The sequence below is a fragment of the Fructilactobacillus lindneri DSM 20690 = JCM 11027 genome, assembly GCF_002907375.1.
Classification (GTDB): domain Bacteria; phylum Bacillota; class Bacilli; order Lactobacillales; family Lactobacillaceae; genus Fructilactobacillus; species Fructilactobacillus lindneri.
Window position 1 is genome coordinate 238,526 of sequence record NZ_MIYK01000010.1, and the last position, 16,914, is coordinate 255,439.

The following is a 16,914-nucleotide window of genomic DNA, read 5'->3' on the forward strand; positions in this document are numbered from 1 at the left end:
AATGTTTAGTTTCTTAGATGGGATTAACTCCTGGCTTTCTTATATTAATATTGAAGCAAAAACCAAAGCACGACTTTATGTCATTTTAGGTTTTTTAGGTGAATTATATATGGCTTATATTTCGTACCGTTTTATTGCTAACGGCAATATATGGTGGGGATTGATGCTTCTTTCTGTGACAATTGTTTTAGCCTACTTTTTATACTTGAATTTTGTGTATTATTTTTTGAGTAAAACATCCAAAATTGATATCACACCTTGGATTTATAAAGTTTTACACATTAAGCCAAAAGAAACACAGGAAAGATCAGGAATGCAATATCGGGATATTCCTGCTAATGGATTATTTGATGCTCGTAAAACAATGCCGGCAACGATGATATCTACGCCGGTTGAACAACAATTTATCACTACTTTGGCACAGGAAATGATTCAGAATAAGTTGTTAACTACTGATTATGGCGGACTTGGTGAACGTGGATTAAATAATCTGCTGAAAAAGAGTAAAAAGCCAGTTTATGCCATTGGCAAAGGTGCACTTGTTCCTTACTTTTCTATGAAACATCTCAATAACGATTACGTTATTTATGCCGGAATTAATGAAGCCGAAGCTCAATCAGTTGGTAAAATTAAAACGGTTGGACTACAGCCCATTAGTCAAATTAATCAACAGAAATTTGTTTTATATTTAGCTGCTGCATATTTAACTGGCGGAACTTATAAAATGATGGGTAGGAATGGAATTATGACCGATTCCAAAAATTATCAAATTGAGTTACGAATTGCTTATCAGAAAAAATAGATATATCTCAAAATAGCCTCAACTCCAAGCGGAGTTGAGGCTATTTTTTATTTATAGGTTTCCGACCATTTTTTCATTGAAACTAAAATAGGAGCTAAATCTAAGCCCTTCTTAGTTAATTTATAAGCAACAGTTGGCGGATTGGTATTAAAGACGTTTCTAGTTACAATCCTTGTTTGTTCCAACATCTTTAGTCTGGTAGACAAAGTTCTGGTACTAATACCAGGCAGGGCTTTAATAATGCCGCCGTAATGATTGTTTTCGTTATATATTTCCCAAAGTATATAAGCAGTCCATTTTCCGCTAATAATATCAACGACTGGTTGAATGGGACATTCTTCAATAATTTGTTTACTTTCCACTAGAAATCTCCTAATTCTTTAATTTTATGCAGTTACTGTAAAAAATTACCCTACTTTTCTTTTTAAAGCTATGCATTTATTATACAAGTAATAACAAAAGGAGGAAAGAAAATATGAATTTTAAATCTATTGATGATTTATTGGGTGATTCCCAAACTAGATATTTTGGGAATGGGTATAAAAAAATATCTCATAATGTTAAATCTATTGAATATATAGATAATCATTGGGAGGCTTATGTTCAAGTTTCTAAGTATAATAATTGGTCAGTGAAAAATAAAGTATCACAAAACCAACATGTTAGTAGTGTTGATACATTAGTAATTACCATAAAAATTTTCAAATCAATTTTAAAAGAACAAGGAATTGATAAAAATAGTTATATATTAACTGATTTTAATGTTACTACAGGAACAAGTCCAATTGAAATTATTGATAACATCAAGGTCAAATTTAACGTAGAAAATTTGAAGAATATATTTCATTTAAATGGAATCATTGGAAATATGAAAATTGATTGTAAATTTAAAAATAATAATGAAAACAGATCAAATGAAATTAATGATTATAAGAAATTAAAAAATAATATTACTAATATTTATTTTGATTCAAATGATTCAGTAGTGTCAGATTTTGAAGTTGATTTTAATAAAAATTCTTCTGTATATATAATTTCTTGGTTAATTGTTTTTGCACAACTTGGCGAAGTTTTAGCATTTAATAACGCAAAAATTTCACGAGATGATTCTAGTAATTTTTGGGTAAGAAAATTAAATTTGCATATTAATAATGAAAAATTATTAAAAATTAATCAAAAAGATAAAGTTTATTTTAATATAGCAAGAAATAAAATGATTGATTCAAAAAATGGTACTTGGCATTCATTTTATATGAAGGGTCACGATCAAATGAATTTGGTTAATATTGTTGCTAAAACTGCATTACAAAAGGGGGATAGTTAATATGAATAATGAAAAAAAACATATTGTTATTTCTGGAACTTATTCTAGTGGGAAAACAACAACTACAAAAGCATTATCAATAGCTACTGGAATTCCAATGATTAATGCATTATCTGCTAGAGAAATTCTAACATTTTTATATCCAGGATTAAGATTTCAGGATATGAATATGACGGAATTATTGGCATTAGGATTATATAGATTTAAAGAAAGAATTAAAGCTGAAGAAAGCTTAATTACAAAACAAAGTGATTTTATTTCAGATGGGTCTGTTCTTAATGAATGGATATATGGAACAATTAGAACAAAAATTGGAATTAATCCTGGAGCTTCATGGTATCAACAATTTATTAAATTTTTCTTGGGAATAAATGCGAACAAATTTATGAAAAAATATTTTAAAGGCTACGGAACTGTAGTTAATAAATATGCTAAAGATACCTACACAGATATTATTCATCTCCCAATTGAATTTAAAATGGATCCTGATGGACATCGCCCAGTATCAGAAAAATATAGAAAAATGTCTGACAAAGAAATTTTCATGGCTTATAAAAATCTAAATTTTCCAGTTCATATTATTGGAGGTACACAAAAAGAAAGAGTTAATAAGATTATAAAACAGTTAGATTTACCACAAGTCATTTCCACAGAACAAGCATTAGATGAAGCTAATGATAAAATCAAAAAAAGTTGTGAAATGGTTTCTCAAAAAATTATTAATCAATATCACAAACCAACATTTATTGAAAAAATCAAAATATTATCTCATTTTTAAAAATAGATATTATAGTAACTTGGAGGAAAGATAGAATGCTTAGCTTAAAACATGTTAGTAAAAGTTATCAAAATGGATCAGAAGTAACTCACGCTTTAAATGATGTAAGTTTTGATATTGAATCCAATCAAGTAACGGTCATTTTGGGACCAAGTGGATCTGGAAAAAGTACAACTTTAAATATTTTAGGAGGAATGGATCGACCAACTTCTGGAACCGTAACTTACAATAATAATTTCATTAATACAGAATCTGATAAACAGTTAACCGATTATCGAAAAGAGATTGTTGGATTTGTCTTTCAATTTTATAACTTAATTTCTAATTTAACTGTTTTTGAAAATGTTGCCATCTCTGCTCAGTTAGAAAATAAAAAATATCGCAATATCACTGAAAAATACCTTCAAAAGGTTGGCTTGTTAAAACGGAAAAATAATTTTCCTGATCAATTATCTGGAGGAGAAATGCAGCGAGTTTCGATTGCCAGAGCTTTAGCCAAGAGTCCGAAAGTTCTTTTATGTGATGAACCTACGGGAGCTTTAGATACAGAAACTTCTAAACGAGTTTTTGAAATTTTAAAGAAGAGCAAGAGTAAGGATACCGCCGTAGTGATAGTTACTCATAATCCCTTAGTTGCTCCAATTGCTGATCGGGTAATTCATATCAAAGACGGACGAGTCGATAAAATCATTGATAATCCAAGTCCGCTTGAAGTTGAGGAGGTTGATTGGGGATGAGATTTCTATTAAAAAAGTTAGTTCGGACGGTGTTTAAAAACTGGACGCAGTTTTTTTCAGTTTTCTTGATGGCCTTTCTAAGTGTCCTTTTTTATACCGGGTTAGAAGGAACCTGGAATGGGATGAAACAAAATATTAATCACTATACTACGCGAACTCATTTAGCTACTACAACTTTGCAATCGACTGGTTTGAGTGAAAATGAAGTAAAGCAAATTAAGAATCTTCCAGATGTTTCTAAAATTTCAGCGCAGACTGAGATTAATACGACAACTCATTTAAAAGGAAGTAAACGTTATTTAGCAGTTAGTACCCCAGGAACACAACAATTATCCAAAACTCTGCAAACTAATGGTCAAAGAATAAATACCAAGGTTAGTGGAATTTATTTAAATGAAAAATTTGCACAAACTAATGGATTGCATAAAAATAGTACAGTTACAGTCAAATTTAATAATCAGCCAGTTAAATTAAAGGTAGCAGGGTTAGTTAATTCACCAGATAAAATGTATTATACCGGATCAAATGATTTTATTTCTCCACAGAATCAAAATTATGGTTATGGCTTTATTAGTGATAAAACTTTAATGAATAAATTTAAACTACCATTATTAAATAATGTAATTGAAATTAAAGATAGCAATAATCAACAGGTTGAAAAACAAATTAGAAAATTGATTGGTAAAAAATACATTGCCTTACAAACGCAAAAATCAAATGTCGGAATTGCAACCGCAGTTGATCGGGTGGGGCAGATTAGAAATATCTCCATTTTATTCTCAATTATCTTTATTCTGCTAGCTGTGCTAGCCATGTACACTACGATTAGAAAAATAATTGACCAGCAACAACGAGATATGGCTACTTTACAATCATTAGGTTATTCTAACGTTATTTTGTCACTTTATTACTCTATGTATGGTTTATTAGTTGGAGGAATTGGTGCTTTGGTAGGTTTAGCAGTGGCTCCATTACTTTCTAACTTTGTAATGGCATCACAAAAACCAATGTTTTCACTGCCATCATGGAAAATTGCTTATACTGTTGTTCCTCTCTATGTTGCATTAGGAGTAATCATAATTTGTGTTTTATCAGCATTATTTGCAGCCCAAGTAAATCATGGATTGACTCCTGCACAGGCATTTAGAAAAGGTAGTACAGCTAAACATGGTAAACGAGTTTTATTAGAAAGATTTCCAGCAATTTGGAATAAAATTCCTTTTGGAAATCGTTGGTCGATCAGAGATAATCTTGGAAATAAAGTTCAAATGTTAATGGGATTAATTGGTGTAATTGGTGGGTTAGCTTTAGTTATGACTGGATTTGGAACGAAAAATTCAATGGATAATCAAGTTGATCAAACTTATGGGCATGAATATGTTTATGCTAAAAAAATGAACTTGAGTAATAACACGAGTCAATCTGAAATCAATCGAATCACAAAACAAGTTCATGGTGAAAAAATTGAATCAGTTTACAGTAGTTTGCAACCTAAAGGTGAGTTTGATCGTCCATTAACTATTTTAGATTCTGGTTCAAAAATTAAACTAAAAACGGAAAATCAACAGAAAATTAAAAATGGAGGAGTTTATGTAGCAGAAGGAATTGCTAAAACTGCTCATATTAAAAAGAATCAAACTATCAGATTACAACCGTCTTTTAGTGATAAAACAATAAAATTAAAGGTTAAAGGAATTATTAAATCTAGTGCACCTCAGGGAATTTACATGACTAAAAAAACTTGGCAGGATCAAGGAATGACGTTTAAACCAACTGCTATTTTGACAAGTCGTCATCAGATTCCACAAAAAATTAAAAATAACTTAGCAGTTACGCAAGTTGTTAGTTTGAAAGAACAAAAGAGTAATGCTAAAGAAATGGTAAATAATTTAAGTAGTATTTTCTTGATGATTCAAGTATTCGGAATTCTTTTAACTATTGTAATTTTGTATAACTTAGGATCGTTGAGTTTTACAGAACGATCAAGAAGTTATGCGACTCTTGAAATCTTAGGATTTTCGCGTAATCAAATTAGAAACCTCACAATTATTGAAAATCTAACGATTACAAGTCTTGGTTGGCTTATTGGAGTTCCATTTGGCTATTGGTTCTTATCTCGATATGTAACCACTTTTAATACCAGTCAAATTATTTATTATCCATTTATTTCGACTATTAGTATCGCATTAGCCTCTATAATTGTAGTTGCTGCGGCTTTATCGACAGTAGGAATGATGGGAAGTAGGCTTAAAAAGTTAGATATGATTGCCTCAACTAAAGGTGTTGAATAATAAATTAGGCTAATATATATAAACAATTTCAATATTTATGCATAAGCATGCTATATCTTCTTCAATTTTTATTAATATTTAATATAAAGTGCATTTTTTTACATTTAAAGTGTTATTATAATATAGATAATGATTTTAAATTATATTACTACACTTTTAAACCTTTATTAAGGAGGGGAATATGTATAAACTATTGACTAAAGAATTTAAAACACCTTATGTAATATGTGCTCAACCACATGTATTAGAAAAGGAAAATAAATGTTCACTTCTATATTTGCATAATACTTCAAATATAGAACTAGTATGTAATTGATTGAAACACGATGTGTCAATTTATCTTCCAGATTTTAAAAATAAATATTCTGATATTATAGATTATTTTTCAAAAAATGATATTAATAATATATATATAAGGCAAATTTAAAACCTGATGATTTATTAAATATTACTGAAAAAATAAAAATTCCAACTCATATTATTAAATTATTATCAAAATTGAACGAATCAGATTCAAGTTTAATTAATAAAAATATTGTTCATATGGAAGATATTGATAATGTTTTGATATCTAATTCATTTAATTCTAATAGTTTATACTTTTATAGGGGTTATAGAAGGACAAATGAAATAAGAATTGATCATGCATCAAGTGATCATATTGAATCAATGATTTTAACAGAAATTTTTAGACAAGCATGTATTGCTGCTTCTGAACAATATTTGGGCAATCATGAGTATTTTGTTCCTATAAAAGATACTAAAATATATAAAATATTTATATCTAAAGATAAACCCTTGTACGTTCAAGTTATTGTCCATAAATCTCGTAAGCATTCAGGATTTTGTACAGTTTCATTTTGGCAAAATAACAAATGCTGTTTGAAAGGATATATAGTAGGGAAAATTTATTCAGTTAATATGAAAGATCATTTAGCAGAAAGATAATATTATGAATAATAATTTAGAAACAATGTCAATCAGTAAACTACTGAATATGTTGATTTTTCCTTCTCTTATAACAGTATTAGTTAGTGGTTCTTATAACATTATTGATGGTATTTTTATTGGTCAAAAATTGGGTGTAATGGTGAATTCAGCTAATGCATTTACATTTATGATTTATGCCATTGTTTATAGTTTTTCAGCGTTAGTTAGTCAGGGAGCTTCTTCATTATTAACAATTTATGCGGGAAAAAAAGATAAAGTAAAATTCAAACAAACTCTAATTCAGGGGATTATGTTATCCATTTTAATTTCAATTATTCAAGCATTATTAATTTGGTTTTTTTTATCTCAAATTATGTGTTTATTAGGTGCAGATGCCAAATATTTTAAGTTTATTACCGAATTTACCTTAGTCTTCTTATTGGGATCACCATTTTATTTTGTTGCACATACCCTCTTATATGATATCCGTGCTGAGGGAAAGATTAAAAATGTTTTAATCATAAATGTAATTGCATTTTTTACTAATTTAACTTTTGGATCATTTTTAATTCTCAAATTAAACTTAGGATTCACAGGTTCAGCACTTGCCACTATCATTGCCAATATAGTTATTTGTGTATTGTCTGGATTTTATTATTTACCTTATTTAAAAAATAGCGTTAAGATTACAAAAATTTTTGATTTTTCTTCTAGTTTGAAAATTTTATCCATGGGATTGCCATTTTTCTTAACTAGTTCTTTTTCGGTAATTCTTTTATCTTTTTATAATCGGATTGCTATAGCATATGGCGGAATTTATGGACTAGCAGCACTATCAGTTGTATCTTCAATTTACAGATATGTAATTTCTTTGATGAATGCTATTACAACTGGCGTGCAGCCAGTGATTAGTTATAATTATGGAGCTGGTTTAAATTTACGGGTCAAAAAAAGTTTGAATTATTCATTAAAGGTAGCTACTATCTTTACATTGATTTTATTTTTTCTATTGGAATTATTTGCAGCTAACATCACCGAATTATTTAATCCGCATGATATTGCGTTTGTGACATATGCAGCTAAAGCATTACAAATTGTTATGCTTTCTCTACCACTACAAGGGATAATCAACATTGGAACCAGTTATTTTCAATATATAGAAAATGCCAAAGTATCAACAAGTTTAGTTATTTTAAGACAAGTAGTCTTTCAAGTACCATTAGCTTTCTTACTTTCCCATATCATCAGTATTAATGGTCTATGGTTCTCTTATGTTTTATCAGATATTTTAATATTTATAGTAATAATTTATTTAATAAGAGCAAATTATAAAAAAATAGCTTATTAATAATTATTTAAGCATTTAAAAAAGAGACTTCCAAAATAAATTGGAAGTCTTTTTTAAATTTAATAATTTAGTTTTGCAAGTGCTTCTCGAATCTTATTACTATCATCCGAGTTAGTAGAAAAAATAATTTTATCATTTAATTGGAGAATAGTATCGCCAGTTGGATGAATCATTCGTTTATTTCTAAAGATACGATTAATGGTAATTTCAGAATGGAATGGTAAGTCTTTGATTTTAACTCCCGCAAAGTTACGATTACGGAGAGTAACTTCATGAAGTTCCACACTGTTGGATTTAATCATGTTGAAGGTTGAAGGAACTTCAATTAATTCACGCAACATGGCAATATTAACGGCAAAGGTATTGTAAACCTCCACACCAAGTTGAGTTAATTCTTTCTCATGACTATTAAGAATATTGCGATCTTCAAAACGAGCAATCACTCGCTTAACACCATAATTTTTAGCAGCCTTTGCAAGTTGGTAATTTGTTTCAGAATCAAAGTAAGAAAAGACCGCAATGTCACAATCAAAATAGCCTTATTGAATTAGATATTTAGAATCTAAAGATTTTAAGAAAGTAACATTCGTTTCAGAATTAAATGCTTCATAATTTTTTTGGTTATCAGTATAGATATTGACATCGTACCAACTCTTTTGTAATTGTTGAGCTACCGGAACTGTCATAATATTAACACCAAAAATATGCACTTTAATATTTTGATAAATATCGGCATCCGGTGTAAAGAGCTGATTAAAGATTAGTGGCCCTACAATACAAGTAATAATGGCAGCCAATAGAAAAGCACCTGATTGCTGCGATGTAATTACTTTCATATTATTAGCGACACTTAAAATTGCCAATACCATAGTTATAGTAGCCATCGGAAGGGCGGTTCCAGCGAGCGAATTTCGCTTGTTAAAGCGTAATCTAAAGATTGGGTACAACATAGATTTAGCAAGTAAATAACTTGCTAAAATAACTGGAATCAAAACTAAAGCTTTCGGATCTGCCAAGATTTTTTTTAAGTCTAGACCAACTCCGCTCATAATGAAGAAAATGGGGATGAAAAATCCATATCCGATAGAATCCAATTTGTCCTTAGTTGATTCAGAAGGTTGGAGTAATTTATAAACCATTCCTCCAACGAATGCCCCTAAGACAGCTTCAGAACCAACACTAACAGCGATGATTGAAAGTAACGCGATAATGAAAAAAGCTAGTCGGATATCAATTTGGGTAGTCGATTTATTGACTTCTTCTAAATTGTGGAAGAAATTACGGAAATTAATCAATAAGAGCGCTGCCACTGCAAAGATAATCAAAGTTAGCCAAAGTGATTTTGAATCAGTGCCAAAAATAGAAGCATAAATGGTTAAACCTAAAATTGGGACAATTTCACCTAAGGCAGAGATTAAAAGAATAGTCTGACCAAAAGCAGTTCCAAGCGTGTTACGTTCCTTTAAGGCAGCGATAACTACACCCAGAGAAACGGTCATAAATAAAATTGAAGCTAACCAAATATCGCTAAACAAACCAGTTACAACGGTTAAACCTCCTAGTAAAAACGAAAGGATAATAATAGAAATGTAACCGTAAATGGCTAAGCGTACTGGTGAATACTTTGAAGCCTTAGCATTTGTCTTTTGTTGTAATTCGGTCGGATTTTTAGACTTTGGCTTGAATAAGCTAAAATCAATTTCCATTCCACTTAAGAACAACAATACAATCACGCCAATACTAGAAAGTGATTGTAAAATGGGGACGTTATTGGAAATTAGTCCAAAACAACTAGGACCTAATACGATTCCCACCAAGATTTCGACCACCGAAGTAGGGAGCGCCGAAATATGAAATCGATTAAGCACTAACGGGGTTAGTAATGCCGCTAGCAATATGACTACTAAAGAAATTTGATTCATGGGTTCCTCCAAGTTATTAATGTTGATTACTAAATGAGTTAAGCACAGATTATCATTATAAAAGTTTTTTGTTGGTTTGGCTAAAAATATGTAAAAAGGCGCTCAAAAATTTTGGGCGTCTTTTGATAATGACGATTAAAGTTTTACTTCTTTATCTGAAGTACCAGTTTTAATTAATGATACATTAGCATCTAACGCATATTGTACCATGTTTTTAACTGCTACTTTGGTGTAAAAAGCGATGTGGGGAGTAATTAAAACATTATCACGTTCCATAAGATTTTTAAGTCTAGCGTCAGGAATTTTGTCAAAACTACCAAAGTCAACATTAAATATACCAACTTCATCTTCATAGACGTCTAGAGCGGCTCCTTTAATTTTTCCACTGTCTAGACCGCGGATTAAAGCATCTGTATCAATTAAAGAACCACGAGCACAATTAATAATTCGAATTCCATCTTTCATTTGCCCAATAGTTTCATCGTTAATCATATGTTCATTTTCTTTTAATGCGGGTGCATGCAATGTTAAAATGTCTGAATTTTTGTAAAGTTCTTCAGGGGTATCAACATAAACACCCTCTTTTTTTAGTTTAGGATTAGGGTATGGATCATATGCAATTACCTTAGCACCAAAGCCTCGTACGATATCGATTACTTGACGACCAATTCGACCAGTAGCAAAAACTCCCACGGTTTGTTGATTCATTTCTTCAGCAATATCAGGAGCCCAAGTTAAGTTACCATGACGTTCTTTATCTTCGAACTTCTTAGTTCTCCGCAATAAACGCATCATTTCAGTCACAGCTAATTCAGCAATTGCAGCAGGTGAATAAGCTGGGACGTTGGAAACTTTAATGCCATTCCTTTTAGCGGCTTCAGCATCAATATTGTCAACTCCAACATTACGCAATGATAATGATTTAATTCCGAAGCTGCCTAATTTATCTAAAACTGTTGCTGTATAAGTCTTTTGTTGGTATGCCACCACTCCATCAAAATCTTTTGCTTCATCAACGGTATTTTCATCTAACAGTTTTGGTTCGCTTTTAACCTCAACATCAGGGTGATTAGCAACCCATTCATCTAAGTAAGGTTTTTCATCATTTCTAATTCCATATGCAATAATTTTCATAATATCGTCCCCCTTTACATGTCGAGTTTAACACGAGTTGAGAGCAAAATGTTGAATTTAACTTTTGATTTTCCAAAATAAAATAACAGTGTTATTAAAATAAAACTAGATTTCTAACCAAGTTGCCCAACCAGGATAAAAAATGTATAAAGATTATTACACAACATGATGGTTTCTGCTTCACTATATTGGTGTTTGAGAATGTCAACAAACGTAGCGTAGAAAGCAAATACGTGAAAGTGTAATTCTTGGTAATTAAATTTAAAACTAATGGGAACGATACCGTGTTCCTGCATCGTATCAATAGCAATAATGATTTTTTGGGTAAAATACTTGGTTAAAATTTCTGATAACCGATCGTACTTGGAACCATCAGCTTTAAACAAGATTAGTTCTTTATATTTAGGGTTGGCATTCAGGGTTTTAATAATGCCATTCATGTTCAAAATATTTTGTTGCCAAATTTGTTGAACGTTTTGCTGCTCGATTTTTTTCATTCCAATTTTAAATTGTTCATTGTATTCGGCAGCAAGCTGGTGTAAAAATGGCTCTAAAATTTCATCCAATATCTCAGCTTTTGATTTAAAATGCTGATAAAAAGAACCAGTAGTTCGATGAGCATCACGACAGATTTCCCGAATTTTAGTATTATCAAAACCATTTTTTAAAAAGGCTTGAAACCCAGCATCAAGCAGTTGTTTGTGAGTTTGATCCTGATTACGAATGTTAGCCATGAAAATTCCTCCATTTAAGAGTTGCATATTTTTAAATAACAGTGTTATATTAATTAAGCAATATTGCTGAATAATTTTGATGAAAAAGATATATGTTAATTATAGGAGGAAAAATTGGGGATGACAAAAATAAGTCGAAGAATCATGGTAATTTTAGTTTTATGTTGTGGTTTTATATTAGTAGGATGTGGGAAACAGGCTACTAATGAAAAGAAAGATCATAAGATATCAGTTGTAACTTCTACTAATTTTTATGGACAAATTGCCAAATCGGTTTTAGGCGATAAGGGAACCGTAAAACCAATTATTAAAGGAAGTGGCGATCCGCATGATTTTGAACCTTCTATTGGTGATGCTAATCAAGTATCAGGGGCGGATGTCGTAGTTGAAAACGGAATTGGTTATGATAATTGGATGAACAAGCTACTCAAAAATGGCAATGATGATATAACAGTGGTGGATGTGGGTAAAATTATGCACAAAAAAGATGGTGATAATGAACATCTTTGGTATGATCCTGAAACTGCCGAAAAACTAGTTCACGAATTAGAAAATGTTTACAGTGCTCGTCAGCCTCATAATAAAAAATATTTCCATGAAAATGGGACTAAGTATTTACAAAAATATAACAAAGTGAAAAAACAGGCTGATACTGCTAAAAAGAATTTAAAGCAAAACAATTTAAATAAGAAGGTAGATGTGAGTGAACCGGTTTTTGACGATGCTCTGAACTATATGGGATATCAGGTGAATAGCCCCGAATTTGCGAATGCAACTGAAAAAGAGGTTGATCCATCACCAAAGAGTATCAAAAAAATTAAAGATGATATTACTAAACATCGGATTGCTTTCTTTGTTGACAATACCCAGGCAGATAGCAAAATGGTAAAACAGTTAGTTGATCTAGCTAACCAACATGATGTACCAGTTGTAAAAGTTACTGAAACAATCCCAGCCGATAAAAATTATTTAGAGTGGATGGACAATGCTTATTCTCAGGTCCTTAAAATTCAGCAACAGGAAATGAATAAATAATTTAAGTTCAAACAAAAAGACAGTCTGCAGATGATATAAAAATCACTGCAAGCTGTCTTTTTAATATTTATTCAAAAATATTTAAATTTAAATCACGCACTAAATCGGTTAATAAATGAATCCCGGCAACACTATTTCCATCCTTGTCTAAGGCAGGGCTAAAGGTACCAATTCCGTATTTTTGAGGACTAGCAACCATTAAACCACCACCAACACCAGACTTAGAAGGCACTCCAACATGGAACGAGTAATCTCCAGATTGGTTATAAAGACCAGCAGTCGTCATAATGGATTTTGTAATAGTAGCAGCTTCCTGACTGATTAAACGTTTGCCACTCCAAGGAGCTACACCATTGTTAGCAAGCAGTGCCCCTAAACGGGATAAATCTTCAGCAGTTACCAAGATTGAACATTGTTTACAATAAACATCAATGATTTCTTCGACATCTTTATCAAATGGGAACATATTATTGCCAAGCTCGTAATAAGCAAGGGAACGGTTGATACTACAAGTAGCGTGTTCTGATTCGTAAATTTCATTATCTAAAGTAATATCATCATCGTTCATTAATTCCTGCATGAAACTTAAAATTCGACCGAAACGTTCTTCGTCAGTGTCGCCTTTAACTAATGATGACGTCATTAATGCCCCAGCATTTACAAAAGGATTCATCGGATGTTTTAGATGATTGATTTCCATGTTCAAAATTGAGTTGAAAGCAAATCCGGTTGGTTCAGCTCCCACAGCTTCAAAAACAGCTTTCATACCGCGATCTTTAATTGCTAAAAGCAAAACAGGAACTTTTGAAATACTTTCAATGGCAAAGCGAACATTAGCTTGTCCAGCAGACATTTGGGCATTATTTTGAATATCATAAAGTGCTACACCTAATTGTTTAGGATTTACACGTCCTAAAGCGGGAATATAATCAGCTACATGACCGTCTTTATAATATTTAAAGTTTTTTTCAACTAATTGATCTAATTCTGTTTGATTCATGTTATTTCACTCCTTAATTAAAATGCTTTCTAAATGCGTAAATCGTAAATGGAATTGATAAAACAATCAAAAACGAAATTACTAAACTGACTTCATAGATGCCATGTTGATTGGCAGCGATACTTGCTGGTGGGACAAATGAGATTACAAAGGCAAAAATTGAAGTTAATAATCCAACTCCGGAAACAAGAACTTTTCCGACAATTCTGCCTGGAACTTCATAACTGCGCTGCTTTTTGCTGTGATCATTTTTATGAAGGGCATCGTTAATAACCATTTTAAGATAACCAATGAAAAATAGGAAATATAACATTAGGTAAATTACAACGGTTAATGAAAGGGCAATCAAAAAGGCTAAGTTTGATCCGCCTCCAGAAAGAGTGAAGACGACTGCCCAGATAGTAGCCACAATCCCGTTAGCAACGACTAGATGAACTGGAACTTGTTCTTTGTTTTCATAACGGAAATATTTAGGTAATAAGCCATCCACAGCAGCGACATGCAACGCTTTTGAGGGTGAAGTTACCCACGAAGCAATTTCACCAATCACTCCTAAACAAATCAAAAGTGCAATAATGCGGGCAATCCAAACTAATCCGGGATTAATGTTACTTAATAAAATATCAAACGATTGTAAAACTCCGGTATTTAAAGAAAGTCCTTTTTGTGGAATGGTTACAGCAACTGTTAATCCACCCAAAGTATCTAAAATAATTGCTAAGATAACTAAGACGAACATAGCAGTTGGATATTCTTTTCGCGGATTTTTCAAAGCATTCGCATGACTAGCAGATGTTTCAACTCCCATGTAGGCTAAGATAAAGGAAACAAAAACTACTAAAGTTGAGAGTTTAGAAAAATCAGGAATAAGTGCGTGAAGCGAAATTGGAGTGTGAATCTGACCGCCTGCTAAGACGTAGTGGAAACCCAATCCAAAAAGTACAATTGCTGGAAGCAAGATTCCGACTGCAAACCCAATCTTGGCAATCGTAGCAGTATACCTTGATCCACGTAGTTGAGTCAGCAACACTCCCCAAAAGATAACCAGCAAAGTAACTAATTTCACGTATTTGTTATTTTGAATTGCTGAAATACCAGTTACATATGATAAAGCTCCAGTTAAAAAGTACAGCATGGTTAAATAACCAACCGTAATTTCAAACCACTGGAAGAAAATAGCGGCAAATCCCCAGCGGCGTCCTAAGGTGCCGCTGACCCATGTGTAGACTCCACCGGTTTCCTAACCAGGAATAGTAGCAAATTCCGCAGCACAAAGTGCTACAGGAATAAACCATAAGAATCCTCCTAATAATAGGAAGAACACTAAACTTAATCCAGCAGTAGCAAAAGTTGGATATTCATAAAGTGCTACAACCATCGAAATGGTCATTGACAAAAATCCAAAAAAAGAAAGGTAATGAACCGGAGTTCGATTCCTTAATTCATCGGAAGATTTTGGCAAGTTTGAATTACTTTGAGAAGTATTCATCAAAAAACGTCCTCCTAAATAAGTAGCAATCAAGCTAAAAATATTATTAAAATTACCAACTTTAGAATAATACAGTTCGAAGAAAAATTAAATGTTAGTAAAGTATGAAAATAAATTTATACACTTTTTTAATTGGAAATAGCAAACCACAATTAAATTTTGCAATCGCTTTCTTTCGCGTTTTGTCAACGAAAACAAGGCGCTTCATAATTGACATGTGAAAAAATGAGCGTTATTATAGCTTTGAGAAGAAATATTTAAGTAAAGACAATTATGGGGGTTATTGATTATGGTTAAAGCTGCTGTTGTAAGACCGGATTCTGATGGTTATGTAGATGTTAAAGATGTTGAATTAAGACCAATCAAAGATAATGAAGCATTAGTTAAAGTTGAATATTGTGGACTTTGTCATACTGATTTGCACGTTGCTTCAGGTGATTTTGGTAAAGTTCCAGGTAGAATTATCGGACATGAAGGGGTTGGACGTGTTACTCAACTAGGCAAAGATGTTGATAATCTAAAAATTGGCGACCGTGTTTCGATTGCTTGGTTCTATTCAGCTGATGGTACTTGTAAGTATTGTGTAACTGGAAACGAAACTTTATGTCGAAACGTTAAAAATGCTGGTTTTACTGTTGATGGTGCTATGGCAGAAGAATGTATTGTTGATGCTAAATATGCTGTTAAAGTTCCTGAAGAACTAGATCCAGTTCAAGCCACTTCATTAACTTGTGCTGGCGTTACTACTTACAAAGCATTAAAAGAAGGCGATACTAAACCGGGTGAATGGGTTGAAGTAGTTGGTGCCGGTGGTTTAGGTAATCTTGCTGTTCAATTAGCTAAAAATGTTTTTGGCGCCAAAGTAGTAGTAACTGATGGTGATCCTAAGAAATTACAGGCAGCTAAAGATAATGGCACTGATTTAGTGGTTAACCGTCACGATGATGATGCTACGGAACAAATTATTAAAGGTACAAATGGCGGAGTTCACGATGCTATTGTAACTGCCGTTAGTGCTCCCGCATTTACTAATGCCGTTAATTCACTGGAACCAAATGGTACTTTAGTTGCTGTTGCACTTCCAAAAGGTGATATGGCACTTAACATTGATAAAACGGTTTTAGATGGAATTAAAGTTGCCGGTTCATTAGTCGGAACTAGACAAGATCTTCGTGAAACATTTGATTTTGGAGCTGCTGGAGACCTTAAACCAATCGTTAGAACCGATAAATTAGAAAATATTAACAAAGTAATTGATGAAATGAAAGCAGGTAAAATTGTAGGACGAGTAGTTTTTGATTTTACCGGTAATGAAAAATAAAGTTAATTTTTGAACCTTTTCAAACGGATTCTTTCGGTTTGAAAGGGTTCTTTTTATATTCATAATTAA

Annotated in this window: 13 protein-coding genes and 2 pseudogenes; 9 read left to right on the forward strand and 6 right to left on the reverse strand. The window is 32.0% G+C overall.

Annotated elements, in window-relative coordinates; translation table 11 throughout:
• Position 1 precedes the first annotated feature (1 nt).
• Entirely contained in the window at positions 2-802 is an 801-nt protein-coding gene (locus BHU33_RS04075; protein ID WP_056997702.1) for a DUF6681 family protein, read from the forward strand.
• Positions 803-849: 47 nt separating this feature from the next.
• On the opposite strand, the gene BHU33_RS04080 is transcribed toward BHU33_RS04075, so the two are convergent.
• Positions 850-1,164 (reverse strand): winged helix-turn-helix transcriptional regulator, encoded by a 315-nt coding sequence (locus tag BHU33_RS04080; RefSeq protein ID WP_065866181.1) that lies wholly within the window; start codon positions 1,162-1,164, stop codon positions 850-852.
• Positions 1,165-1,277: 113 nt separating this feature from the next.
• Between BHU33_RS04080 and BHU33_RS04085 the strand changes: the two genes are divergently transcribed.
• The 6 genes from BHU33_RS04085 (at position 1,278) to BHU33_RS04110 (ending at position 8,210) form a co-directional block, all read left to right on the forward strand.
• Positions 1,278-2,126, forward strand: coding sequence for an AvrD family protein (locus tag BHU33_RS04085; protein ID WP_054645915.1), 849 nt, complete (start codon positions 1,278-1,280; stop codon positions 2,124-2,126).
• A 1-nt stretch (position 2,127) separates the two neighbouring features.
• Entirely contained in the window at positions 2,128-2,904 is a 777-nt protein-coding gene (locus BHU33_RS04090) for an AAA family ATPase (protein WP_054645914.1), read from the forward strand.
• A gap of 35 nt (positions 2,905-2,939) precedes the next feature.
• The gene (locus BHU33_RS04095; protein ID WP_054645913.1) at positions 2,940-3,641 is read left to right on the forward strand and encodes an ABC transporter ATP-binding protein; all 702 of its coding nucleotides are present in this window, start codon (positions 2,940-2,942) and stop codon (positions 3,639-3,641) included.
• Positions 3,638-5,932 (forward strand): ABC transporter permease, encoded by a 2,295-nt coding sequence (locus BHU33_RS04100; RefSeq protein ID WP_054645912.1) that lies wholly within the window; start codon positions 3,638-3,640, stop codon positions 5,930-5,932. The genes BHU33_RS04095 and BHU33_RS04100 overlap by 4 nt, the downstream gene beginning before the upstream one ends.
• A gap of 543 nt (positions 5,933-6,475) precedes the next feature.
• A complete protein-coding gene (locus BHU33_RS04105) occupies positions 6,476-6,880 on the forward strand; it encodes an AfsA-related hotdog domain-containing protein (protein WP_065866183.1) in 405 nt (134 codons plus the stop codon).
• A gap of 4 nt (positions 6,881-6,884) precedes the next feature.
• Positions 6,885-8,210, forward strand: coding sequence for an MATE family efflux transporter (locus BHU33_RS04110; RefSeq protein ID WP_056997701.1), 1,326 nt, complete (start codon positions 6,885-6,887; stop codon positions 8,208-8,210).
• 59 nt (positions 8,211-8,269) lie between these two features.
• Here the strand turns inward: BHU33_RS04110 and BHU33_RS04115 are convergent.
• From BHU33_RS04115 to BHU33_RS04125, 3 genes and pseudogenes are all read right to left on the reverse strand, one after another.
• Positions 8,270-10,132 (reverse strand): annotated as a pseudogene (locus tag BHU33_RS04115) (cation:proton antiporter domain-containing protein).
• Positions 10,133-10,267: 135 nt separating this feature from the next.
• Positions 10,268-11,266: a D-2-hydroxyacid dehydrogenase gene (locus BHU33_RS04120; RefSeq protein WP_054645910.1), complete on the reverse strand. Its 999-nt coding sequence runs from the start codon at positions 11,264-11,266 to the stop codon at positions 10,268-10,270.
• 113 nt (positions 11,267-11,379) lie between these two features.
• A complete protein-coding gene (locus BHU33_RS04125) occupies positions 11,380-12,000 on the reverse strand; it encodes a TetR/AcrR family transcriptional regulator (RefSeq protein WP_054645909.1) in 621 nt (206 codons plus the stop codon).
• A gap of 120 nt (positions 12,001-12,120) precedes the next feature.
• Here BHU33_RS04125 and BHU33_RS04130 point away from each other — a divergent pair, with 120 nt between their 5' ends.
• Positions 12,121-13,035, forward strand: coding sequence for a metal ABC transporter solute-binding protein, Zn/Mn family (locus tag BHU33_RS04130; protein ID WP_065866286.1), 915 nt, complete (start codon positions 12,121-12,123; stop codon positions 13,033-13,035).
• 67 nt (positions 13,036-13,102) lie between these two features.
• Here BHU33_RS04130 and glsA read toward each other — a convergent pair whose 3' ends face one another.
• Both glsA and BHU33_RS04140 read right to left on the reverse strand, forming a co-directional pair.
• The gene (gene glsA / locus BHU33_RS04135) at positions 13,103-14,035 is read right to left on the reverse strand and encodes a glutaminase A (RefSeq protein ID WP_054645907.1); all 933 of its coding nucleotides are present in this window, start codon (positions 14,033-14,035) and stop codon (positions 13,103-13,105) included.
• 13 nt (positions 14,036-14,048) lie between these two features.
• A pseudogene (locus tag BHU33_RS04140) lies at positions 14,049-15,425 on the reverse strand (amino acid permease).
• Between the two features lie 388 nt (positions 15,426-15,813).
• On the opposite strand from BHU33_RS04140, the gene adhP reads away from it, so the two are divergent.
• Positions 15,814-16,845: an alcohol dehydrogenase AdhP gene (gene adhP, locus BHU33_RS04145; RefSeq protein ID WP_056997699.1), complete on the forward strand. Its 1,032-nt coding sequence runs from the start codon at positions 15,814-15,816 to the stop codon at positions 16,843-16,845.
• The last annotated feature ends 69 nt before the right edge of the window (positions 16,846-16,914 follow it).

Coding starts and splice junctions, on each gene's coding strand:
- BHU33_RS04075 (WP_056997702.1), top strand. CDS start 2: ATGTTTAGTTTCTTAGATGGGATTAACTCCTGGCTTTCTTATATTAAT.
- BHU33_RS04085 (WP_054645915.1), top strand. CDS start 1,278: ATGAATTTTAAATCTATTGATGATTTATTGGGTGATTCCCAAACTAGA.
- BHU33_RS04090 (WP_054645914.1), top strand. CDS start 2,128: ATGAATAATGAAAAAAAACATATTGTTATTTCTGGAACTTATTCTAGT.
- BHU33_RS04095 (WP_054645913.1), top strand. CDS start 2,940: ATGCTTAGCTTAAAACATGTTAGTAAAAGTTATCAAAATGGATCAGAA.
- BHU33_RS04100 (WP_054645912.1), top strand. CDS start 3,638: ATGAGATTTCTATTAAAAAAGTTAGTTCGGACGGTGTTTAAAAACTGG.
- BHU33_RS04105 (WP_065866183.1), top strand. CDS start 6,476: ATGGAAGATATTGATAATGTTTTGATATCTAATTCATTTAATTCTAAT.
- BHU33_RS04110 (WP_056997701.1), top strand. CDS start 6,885: ATGAATAATAATTTAGAAACAATGTCAATCAGTAAACTACTGAATATG.
- BHU33_RS04120 (WP_054645910.1), bottom strand. CDS start 11,266: ATGAAAATTATTGCATATGGAATTAGAAATGATGAAAAACCTTACTTA.
- BHU33_RS04125 (WP_054645909.1), bottom strand. CDS start 12,000: ATGGCTAACATTCGTAATCAGGATCAAACTCACAAACAACTGCTTGAT.
- BHU33_RS04130 (WP_065866286.1), top strand. CDS start 12,121: ATGACAAAAATAAGTCGAAGAATCATGGTAATTTTAGTTTTATGTTGT.
- glsA (WP_054645907.1), bottom strand. CDS start 14,035: ATGAATCAAACAGAATTAGATCAATTAGTTGAAAAAAACTTTAAATAT.
- adhP (WP_056997699.1), top strand. CDS start 15,814: ATGGTTAAAGCTGCTGTTGTAAGACCGGATTCTGATGGTTATGTAGAT.